1 protein-coding gene is annotated in these 1,274 nt (G+C 54.0%); it reads left to right on the forward strand.

Annotated elements, in window-relative coordinates:
- Positions 1-80 precede the first annotated feature (80 nt).
- A protein-coding gene (locus OS190_RS20460; protein WP_416237430.1) for an IS3 family transposase occupies positions 81-1,234 on the forward strand; the annotation gives its coding sequence in 2 pieces (ribosomal slippage) (positions 81-348 and positions 348-1,234; 1,155 coding nt in all).
- The last annotated feature ends 40 nt before the right edge of the window (positions 1,235-1,274 follow it).

Here is a 1,274-nt window from a genome sequence, read left to right on the forward strand (position 1 = left end):
TGAGCTACCCCCCGAAATTCGGACACTGACGTAAGCTGCAATTTGTTGTCTGTTGATCTTCAACACGAAGGAGATTGACGATGTCGAAACGGAAGCAACATCACCCAGAGTTTAAGGCCAAGGTGGCGTTGGAAGCGCTGAAGGGGGAGGAGACGGTCAGCGAGTTGGCGAGCCGGTTTGGCGTGCACCCCACGATGATCCATCAATGGAAGCAGGCTCTGCTTGAAGGCGCGTCTGGTGTATTTGAGCGTGGTGGTCGGAAGGCACCGGCAGTCGATGAAGAGCAGGTCAAAGATCTGCACGCCAAGATTGGGGAGTTGGCCGTCGCCAATGATTTTTTGGCCAGAAAGCTCAAACCCTGGACCGGCAAGTGAGGCGTAAGATGATCGAGACCGCCAATGCCGACTTGTCTATCAGCAAACAATGCAAGCTGCTGTCGATCTCGCGGTCGTCATTTTACTACGAGCCCAAGGGCGAAAGTGAGATGAACCTCGATCTGATGCGCGTGATCGACAAGCAGTTCTTGGAAACGCCTTTTTATGGTGTGCGTCAAATGACGTGGCACCTGCGCAATGAGGATCATCTCGTGAACGAGAAGCGCATCCGTCGTCTCATGCGGCTCATGGGTTTGATGCCGATCTATCAAAAGCCCAACACCAGCAAAGCCGCGAAGGGTCACAAGATTTACCCTTACCTGCTGCGTGGGCTGCGTGTGGATCGGCCCAATCAGGTCTGGTGCGCTGACATCACCTATCTGCCAATGCGACGCGGCTTTCTATATCTGGTCGCGATCATGGACTGGCACACGCGCAAGGTGCTGGCGTGGCGTATCTCAAACACATTGGAAGCCGAGTTTTGCGTTGATGCCTTGAATGAGGCCATTCACAAGTTCGGCCCGCCGGACATTATGAACACAGATCAGGGCAGCCAGTTTACGTCGTTTGCTTGGACAGACCGGCTGCGACGATCAAACGTGCGCATCTCGATGGATGGCAAAGGCCGTTTCCTCGACAACATCTTCGTCGAACGGCTCTGGCGGTCTTTGAAATATGAATGCGTGTACCTGCATGCCTGGGAAACCGGATCAGAGGCGAAGGCAGGCGTCAGGAAGTGGATCGACTTCTACAATGACAAGCGCCCACATTCCGCCCTTGGCGGCAAACCACCTGCCGTGATCTACTGGCAGCGAATTGAAACAACTAACCCCGATCAGCAGGCCCAAAAAGTAGCTTAATTTACGCCAGAAGCTGTCCAACAAATGGGGAGTAGCTCAA

It is taken from the genome of Sulfitobacter sp. F26204 (assembly GCF_026410305.1).
Taxonomy (GTDB): Bacteria; Pseudomonadota; Alphaproteobacteria; order Rhodobacterales; family Rhodobacteraceae; genus Sulfitobacter.